Genomic DNA, 7,952 nt, shown 5'->3' on the forward strand with positions numbered 1-7,952 from the left:
TGCGTTTTTTTGTTCGTGAGCGTCATAATTCCAGATTAGAACCACCAAAAAAATAAATTTATTATGCTCAGATAAAGAACTGTCGTGTTATAAAATACTAATTTTTTCATACGTATGCTTAATCTATCAGCGTATATTATGCTTACTGTAACAGACTATTTTGGTATTACTACTTATGTATGCCAGAGATTTTATCTCTGGTCTCCTTTTTTTATCTTCCCATTTCAATTTTTTACTCAAAACAATGAAATTTCCTGGTAAACGCAAATCTAAGCACTATTTTCCTGTTAATGCTCGTGACCCTTTATTGCAACCGGCTCAGACAGAAAATGAAGTGAGCACCTCTTATATCGTTGGTATTGATCAGACGCTAGTTGATATTGAAGCAAAAGTCGATGAGGGCTTTATTGCGCGTTATGGTCTGAGCCAAGGGCACTCTTTGGTTATCGAGGACGAAGTTGCTGAACGCCTTTATCAGGAGCTAACCGCTAATGGCTTAATAACGCATGAGTTTGCGGGGGGAACCATTGGTAATACGTTGCACAATTATTCTGTTTTGGCTGATGACCGCTCTATTTTATTAGGTACGATGTGTAGCAATATCAAAATTGGTAGTTATGCCTATCGTTATTTGTGTAATACCTCTAGTCGCACTGATTTGAACTATTTACAGGCAGTTGATGGTGCGATTGGTCGCTGTTTCACTCTCATTACGGATAATGGCGAGCGCACATTTGCGATCAGTCCCGGTCAAATGAATCAGCTACGACCGGAAAGTATCCCTGAAGATATTATCGCAGGGGCATCGGCATTGGTTCTTACCGCTTATTTGGTGCGTTGTAAAGCGGGCGAGCCAATGCCAGCGGCTACAATGCAGGCCATCAGTTATGCAAAGAAATATAACGTTCCTGTCGTGATGACACTAGGGACAAAATACGTTATTGCAGATAATCCGCAGTGGTGGCGTGATTTTCTTAAAGAAAACGTCTCTATAGTGGCGATGAATGAAGATGAAGCTTATGAACTGACGGGGCTTAATGATCCGCTGATGGCCTCAGATATGGCTTTGAACTGGGTTGATTTAGTGCTTTGCACCGCTGGCCCTAATGGCCTTTATATGGCGGGCTATACGGAAGAGGCTAATAAACGCCAAACTCAGCACCCATTATTACCCGGTGCGATTGCTGAATTTAACTTGTATGAATTCAGCCGCGCGATGCGTAAAGAGCATTGTGATAACCCATTACGGATTTATTCGCATATTGCCCCTTATATGGGCGGCCCTGAGAAAATAATGAATACTAATGGGGCAGGGGATGGTGCTTTATCTGCGGTGCTGCATGACATTGCTGCCAATGGTTTTCATCGTAATAATGTTCCGAACTCGAGCAAACATGTTCGTAGTTACCTGAGTTACTCTTCATTGGCGCAAGTGTGTAAATATGCCAATCGGGTTAGTTATCAAGTGCTGAATCAGCATTCACCGCGTTTGACGCGTGGTTTGCCTGAGCGGGAAGACAGTTTGGAAGAGTCGTACTGGGAAAGATAATTGTCGTCAAATAGTGAACAGGGCCAGCATATGCTGGCCCTATTGGTTTATAACTTGCTAACACTGAGATGTTTTTAAATTGGGCAAAGCGGGCGTTTGTCTTCTTCGGTCAGCGTTTCTATCTTCAACATATTAAGCATACTGTTGGCAATTTCACGTTCGCCCATCACAACCTGGTTCGCGCCACGATCCGAGATATAAACCACTTCGTCGTCATAATGCGCGCGAGCAATTATCTCAAGGTCTGGCCGTTTAATTCTGGCGGAGGCGACAATTTCCCCAGCTTCGTAGCCATTCGGTATGGTCAGTAATAACCAGCGGGCACAATCCAAACGAGCCAGCGACATAATATCTGCACTTGCAGCATTGCCTAATACCGCATTAATGCCTTGTTCACGTAGCGCCTCAACTCTTGGGTCGAGAGTTCTCAATGACCACTAATGGAATACCTTCCGCGTGCAGTTTTGCACCTAATAAACTCCCCACCCGACCATAACCGACTAACAGTGCATGATTGCACAAATCTACCGGGATCTGCTTTTCCTCTTCGACTGCCTCTTCCAGAATCAGATCTTCCATCGTCTCGTTTTTAGCCAAATAGCGATCTAATAATGTAAACAGTAGCGGGTTGAGCATAATTGATAAAATTGCGCCCGCCAGCACCAGATTACGGCCATGCTCAGACATTAAACCGAGAGAAATTCCAAGCCCGGCGAGAATAAAGGCAAATTCACCGATTTGCGCCAGGCTGACAGAAATGGTGAGTGCTGTACGTTTTGAGTGACCAAACATCCGCACTAATATAAACGCTGCTGCTGATTTGCCGAAGATAATGATAGCTAGTGAAGCCAGTACAGCTAATGGTTCACGTAGCAAAATCATTGGGTCGAACAACATCCCAACTGAAACGAAGAACAGTACGGCAAATGCATCACGTAGCGGTAAGGTATCTTGCGCCGCACGGTGGCTGAGCTCTGATTCATTCAATACCATTCCTGCGAAGAATGCACCGAGAGCAAAGGATACGTCGAACAGCCCTACAGCGCCGTAAGCAATACCAAGCGCTAATACCAGCACTGCCAAGGTAAATAGCTCACGGGAACCGGTACTGGCGGTTTTAGCCAGTATCCAGGGGACCAAACGACGACCGACAACAATCATCAGCGTAATGAAGGCAATGACTTTACCGATGGTTATTGCTAGTTCAGTGAATAACTGGCTGAGACTGGTGGTTTCGTTACCCATCACGCCGCAAAGGCTGGTAATAGCACCAATGTGAGTACCATCGCCAAATCTTCGACAATCAGCCAGCCGATAGCAATTTGCCCCCGCTGGCTATCTATGAGTTGCCGTTCTTCTAGAGCTCGTAGTAATACCACGGTACTTGCTGTTGATAGACAAAGACCGAAGACAAAACCTGTCATCAAATCCCAGCCTAATAAATGAGACAGTCCCATTCCGAGTAAGGTGGGCAACGGCAATTTGTGCCACAGCACCGGGTATGGCGATGGCTTTTACTGCGAGGAGGTCTTTAAGTGAGAAGTGAAGTCCGACACCAAACATCAACAAGATAACACCAATTTCAGCCAGTTCTGGTGCTAATGAGGTATCAGCAACGAAACCTGGCGTAAATGGCCCGGCCAGCACCCCTGCGGCAAGGTACCCCACCAGTGGTGAGATGCGCAGGCGGTGAGCCAAGGAGCCCAAGAGGAAGGCGAGAACAAGGCCTCCGACGATCGTGGTAATTAAGGGTGTTGAGTGGTGCATCCAGACTCCTTCTAGTTTGGCAGGGCGGCAAGCATTTCACAGCAATAACATCAGTTTATTGCATTTATGCGATCAATGCGCGATAAAAATTCATTTTTTATCGATAAAAGTCAGCTTTGGCACGGAAATTGTTTGAAGTGGTTGTTTGTGAGGGATTTGCTATTTCTATCTCTATTACGCAGGGAAATCGCCCAACTGAAACACATATCTCAGTCGGGATTATAGGGTTATTACTATTACTTATCTTCTATATTGGGCAGGAAGACCGTAATTATCCCCAGTAATGGTAAGAAGGCGCATATTTGATAAACCAGTTCAATACTGGTTAAATCAGCAACATACCCTAGTACAGCCGCACCTAACCCCCCCATACCGAAAGCAAAACCGAAGAATAGACCGGATACCATGCCCACTTTACCCGGAATAAGCTCTTGCGCATACACCAGTATTGCCGAGAAGGCAGAGGCAAGGATAAGGCCAATGATCACGGTTAAAACCCCGGTCCAATACAGAGAAACGTAGGGTAAAATAAGGGTAAATGGCGCAACGCCCAATATTGACCCCCAAATAACATACTTTCGACCTATCCTATCGCCAAGAGGGCCGCCAATGATGGTGCCAGCGGCCACTGCGAATAAGAAGACAAATAAATGTATTTGGGCATTTTGTACCGAAACACCAAACTTATGCATCAAATAAAAGGTGTAATAGCTACTAATACTGGTCAAGTAGAAGTATTTAGAGAATATCAGCACCATTAAGATAGCTAGGGCGCTAATAACCGTCTTTTTAGGCAGTATTTTGGCCGATGAGACTTTTACTACTTTGCCATAGGTTGCTCTTTGTTGTTGCTGATACCATTTACTGACCTGCAACAGCACCACAATAGCCAGCAGTGCCGCGAGTGAAAACCAACCTACATTGCCTTTACCGTAAGGTGCGATAAGGATCGCGGCTAATAGTGGGCCAAGGGCGCTGCCGAAGTTGCCTCCCACCTGAAAAATAGACTGAGCCATACCGTGGCGGCCACCGGATGCCATGCGGGCTACGCGGGAGGATTCTGGGTGGAAGACCGAAGAACCGGTTCCGACTAGTGCCGCTGCCAGTAAAACCACCGGGAAAGTCGTGGCAACCGCAAGCAGCAAGATACCTGATAAGGTGAAACCCATGCCAATCGGCAGTGAATAGGGCTGCGGATGCTTATCGGTATAAAGACCAATAAGTGGCTGTAATAATGAGGCGGTAAGCTGATAAGTGAGGGTGATTAATCCAATCTGCGCAAAACTCAGCGAAAACTCGGCTTGTAATAGCGGATAAATCGCCAGAATCAGCGACTGGATCATATCGTTAAGTAAGTGAGATACGCTAATAGCACCTAATATAGAGAAAGAGGTGCGTTTTACCTTGGTATTATCGAAGGGCTGGGTATTGACGGAGGGAGGGAGCTCCGTCTCAGAACGATCGGTCATAGTGAGTATTCGCCTAATAATTATCACTGTTAATAATATATTGGTAATGAATACATATTATGCAGATTGAATGATTTTTACTACAGCAGATACAATTTGATATATATTCAAATATTCTGAAATTCACCCCATAGATCATCAGACTACAATACGAACTCTGTCACAGTATCATCTTGATTTATCATGATAATTGGTATGTGTCACCCCATTTTCACTCATTAAACTGGCGCTGAACGGGCTGGTTTTAACGACAATATGGAGATTTGCGATGCGTTTTTCATTATCGACCACAGCAGCTGCTTTAGCTGTGTCGCTGGCGTTTGCTCCGGGATGGGCTGCCGCCTGGGAAAAAGATAAAACTTACGATATCACCATACTGCATACCAATGACCATCATGGCCACTTCTGGCAAAATGACCACGGCGAATATGGCCTGGCGGCACAGAAAACCTTAGTTGATGACATTCGTAAGCAAGTTGCCGCAGCAGGGGGAAGCTTGTTGTTGCTCTCCGGTGGGGATATCAATACCGGTGTTCCGGAATCTGATTTACAGGATGCTGAGCCTGATTTTCGCGGTATGAATTTGGTCGGTTATGACGCAATGGCTATCGGCAACCATGAGTTTGATAATCCACTGAGTGTGCTGCGCCAGCAGGAGAAATGGGCCACTTTCCCATTATTATCCGCCAATATTTATCAGAAAAGCACTCAACAGCGATTATTCAAACCTTACGCCTTGTTTGATAAGCAAGGTGTGAAAATTGCTGTAATTGGTTTAACCACCGATGATACCGCTAAGATCGGCAATCCCGAGTATTTCACCGATATCGAATTCCGCGTGCCTGCGACAGAAGCAAAGCAAGTTGTCGAGCAACTGAGAAAAACTGAAAAGCCTGACATTATCATCGCGGCGACTCATATGGGCCATTATGATGATGGCAAACACGGGTCGAATGCGCCGGGTGATGTCGAGATGGCGCGCAGTTTACCGGCGGGCTATCTGGATATGATTGTGGGTGGGCACTCACAAGATCCGGTTTGTATGGCCAGTGAGAACCATAAGCAGGCTGATTATGTGCCCGGTACGCCTTGTGCCCCAGATCGGCAAAATGGTACGTGGATAGTACAGGCGCATGAATGGGGCAAATATGTGGGGCGGGCAGACTTCAAATTCCGTAATGGCGAGTTGAAGTTAGTGAGCTATCAGTTAATCCCAATCAATTTGAAGAAAAAAGTCGAGAAAGCTGATGGCACCAGTGAGCGCATCTTTTATACACAAGAGATTGCGCAAGACCCGTCAATGCTGAAACTGCTAACACCTTTTGAACAGCAGGGCAAAGCGCAGCTGGATGTCAAAGTGGGTAGTGTGAATGGCAAGTTGGAAGGGGATCGCAGCAAAGTGCGTTTCGAGCAAACTAATCTGGCGCGGTTGCTATTGGCGGCACAAATGGAACGAGCGGGTGCTGATTTTGCGGTGATGAGTGGCGGTGGGGTTCGTGACTCTATCGATGCGGGTGATATCACCTATAAAGATGTTCTTAAGGTCCAGCCATTTGGTAATACACTGGTTTATGCCGATATGAAAGGCAGTGAAGTTGAGAAGTATCTGGCGGTTGTGGCCAATAAGAAAGTCGATTCAGGTGCGTATGCACAATTTGCCAATGTCAGCTTAGTCGCTGATGGCAAGGGTGTCAGTAACGTGAAAATACAAGGCAAACCGTTAGATCCGAATAAAACCTATCGTCTGGCAACCTTGAATTTCAATGCGCTAGGCGGTGATGGTTATCCGAAGATTGATACTTTACCGAGCTATGTAAATACCGGTTTTATCGACGCAGAAGTGCTGAAACAGTATATTGAAAAGCACTCACCGCTGGATGCCAGTCAGTATCAGCCGAAAGGCGAGATTGTTTATAAATAATAAATGAGATAAGGAGTCACTATAGTCAGTGACTCCTGAGGTTAATGACAAAGTGCCCGTAACGGTGAAAACAGGCAGATCGTAAAGACGCCGTAAACCCCTCCCTGGGGGCTCGAGCCGCGCCGTATATGGACGCTCCCAATAAACCAAGTGTTTTTTCTTGAAAATAGCGCTCAGGTATTGCAGCCATATATCCGGTTTCTTTATGGGCGCGATTGCGCCCGAACCATGATGAAATCCGCCAAGTGAGTTCCTATCATCCTTACGGGCCAAATGCCCCGGCGGCTCACGGAGTTTCTCACTTGCGGTCTTACCTGTTTTTGCCATCTCAATAATTACACTTGCAATTACCTGAAACGTATTCACTTTTTTTCTTGAGCCTTGTCCGTGTTTGAGATTATCTCAAACCGCGGATAAGGTTCGATATTCCGTATGATGAACCAGCATCGACCACAAAATACGTGCCGTTTTATTGGCCTGTGCCACAACGGCTACGTTATAGGCCTTTTTACTCAACAGCCTGTAAAGCCACGGCATATTGTCTTTGTGTCTCTCAATAACAGCTGCAACTGCCCGCGCACCATGGACCAGAAGATAACGGAAATAGCGGTCACCTCTTTTGCTGATTCGGCCCAATCTCTGCTTACCGCCACTGGAGAATTCTCTCGGCACCAATCCCAACCAGGCGGCAAACTGTTTCGCTGAATGAAATTGTTGCCCATTCCCCACTGACGCCACAAGGTAGGTCGCCGTCATCAATCCCACACCAGGGACTTTCAAGACCCGCTGGCAGGCGGGTTGTGTTTTTGCCCAACTGCTAAGTTCTTGTTCGATCAACGTGATTTGATCTTCCACACCCTGAAGGTGTTCAAGTTGACGTGCGACACTACAACGGACAAAAGGTGATAACTCGTTATCATATTCTTCCAGTATTTCAGGGACTTTCTTATACAGCTGACTTAATGTGCGAGGCATGATGATGCCAAATTCAGCCAAAATGGCCCGCATACTATTAGCACAAGCCGTGCGTTCGCGGATAAGGATATTTCGCTCGGTATGCAACACCAGAATAGCTTGTTGCTCTGCCGTTTTAATCTGAACAAAACGCATATTAGGCCGTGCAACAGCTTCACAAATGGCTTCTGCATCAGCGGCATCTGTCTTATTCGTTTTGACATAAGGTTTCACATACTGAGGGGGAATGAGTTTAACCTCATGCCCATACTGCCGTAAAACACGCGCAAAA

General features: G+C 46.0%; 4 protein-coding genes and 1 pseudogene. 2 read left to right on the forward strand and 3 right to left on the reverse strand.

The features are described from left to right. The first annotated feature begins 244 nt into the window (after positions 1-244). Complete coding sequence (locus tag FGL26_RS21345; protein ID WP_005167753.1) at positions 245-1,549, forward strand: inosine/guanosine kinase; 1,305 nt, start codon at positions 245-247, stop codon at positions 1,547-1,549. A 74-nt stretch (positions 1,550-1,623) separates the two neighbouring features. Here the strand turns inward: FGL26_RS21345 and ybaL are convergent. Together ybaL and rosA are read right to left on the reverse strand one after the other, a co-directional pair. Further along, positions 1,624-3,316, reverse strand: a pseudogene (gene ybaL, locus FGL26_RS21350) (YbaL family putative K(+) efflux transporter). A gap of 236 nt (positions 3,317-3,552) precedes the next feature. Beyond that, positions 3,553-4,785: an MFS transporter RosA gene (rosA, locus tag FGL26_RS21355; protein ID WP_005167755.1), complete on the reverse strand. Its 1,233-nt coding sequence runs from the start codon at positions 4,783-4,785 to the stop codon at positions 3,553-3,555. Positions 4,786-5,053: 268 nt separating this feature from the next. On the opposite strand from rosA, the gene ushA reads away from it, so the two are divergent. Next, entirely contained in the window at positions 5,054-6,706 is a 1,653-nt protein-coding gene (ushA, locus tag FGL26_RS21360; RefSeq protein WP_005167760.1) for a bifunctional UDP-sugar hydrolase/5'-nucleotidase UshA, read from the forward strand. Between the two features lie 402 nt (positions 6,707-7,108). Here the strand turns inward: ushA and FGL26_RS21370 are convergent. Further along, on the reverse strand, positions 7,109-7,952 hold an 844-nt coding region (locus FGL26_RS21370; protein ID WP_138060275.1), incomplete at its 5' end, for an IS110-like element ISYen1 family transposase.

It is taken from the genome of Yersinia enterocolitica subsp. enterocolitica (assembly GCF_901472495.1).
Taxonomy (GTDB): Bacteria; Pseudomonadota; Gammaproteobacteria; order Enterobacterales; family Enterobacteriaceae; genus Yersinia; species Yersinia enterocolitica.

Bases quoted from the DNA above. Each gene is read 5' to 3' on its own strand.
- FGL26_RS21345 (WP_005167753.1), top strand. From the start codon at position 245: ATGAAATTTCCTGGTAAACGCAAATCTAAGCACTATTTTCCTGTTAAT.
- rosA (WP_005167755.1), bottom strand. From the start codon at position 4,785: ATGACCGATCGTTCTGAGACGGAGCTCCCTCCCTCCGTCAATACCCAG.
- ushA (WP_005167760.1), top strand. From the start codon at position 5,054: ATGCGTTTTTCATTATCGACCACAGCAGCTGCTTTAGCTGTGTCGCTG.